This window comes from Streptomyces sp. BE303 (genome assembly GCF_036290945.1).
In the GTDB taxonomy this organism is placed as follows: domain Bacteria; phylum Actinomycetota; class Actinomycetes; order Streptomycetales; family Streptomycetaceae; genus Kitasatospora.
On the sequence record NZ_JAQYWZ010000916.1, the window covers coordinates 1 to 500 of the forward strand.

The window sequence follows — 500 nt, forward strand, 5'->3', positions numbered from 1 at the left end:
CCACCGGCCCGGGCCCACGACGGCGCCGGCCGGGCCCCAGGGGGGGGGCGCGGGGGGCGGGGCGGCCGGGGCCGCGCGGGGGGGGGGGGCAGGGGGCGCCGCCGCGGCCCCCCCCGCCGCCGCCGGCCGCCGCGCCCCCCGGGGGCGCGCCCCCGCCGGCGCGGGGGCGGCGCCCCCCGGCGGCCCCCCCGCCCCCCCCCCCCCCCCCGCCGCCCCCCCCAACCGGACGGCCGCGGCGACCCCCGAGGCCTACCGCGCGGTGTACACGCTGTCCCACCCCGCCGCCCGTCCGTCGGAGCGCGGGTCGCCGCCGTCCCGGGGCTGACCGGAGGTGGCCAGGTGGGCCTGGGCCTCGATCGGGTCGCCGTGCGTCGTGGCGGTGCCGTGCGCCTCGACCGCGGCGACGGCCTGCGGGAGCAACCCCGCCTGCGCCTACGCGGCCCGGTTCTCCCGCTGCTGCGGCGGAGCGGGCGGCGCCGTCCGCCCGGGCGGCGCGCCGG

At 88.6% G+C, this 500-nt stretch carries 1 protein-coding gene; it reads right to left on the reverse strand.

Annotated elements, in window-relative coordinates; translation table 11 throughout:
• Positions 1–249 precede the first annotated feature (249 nt).
• The gene (locus PUR56_RS43700) at positions 250–420 is read right to left on the reverse strand and encodes a hypothetical protein (protein ID WP_443034616.1); all 171 of its coding nucleotides are present in this window, start codon (positions 418–420) and stop codon (positions 250–252) included.
• Positions 421–500 lie beyond the last annotated feature (80 nt).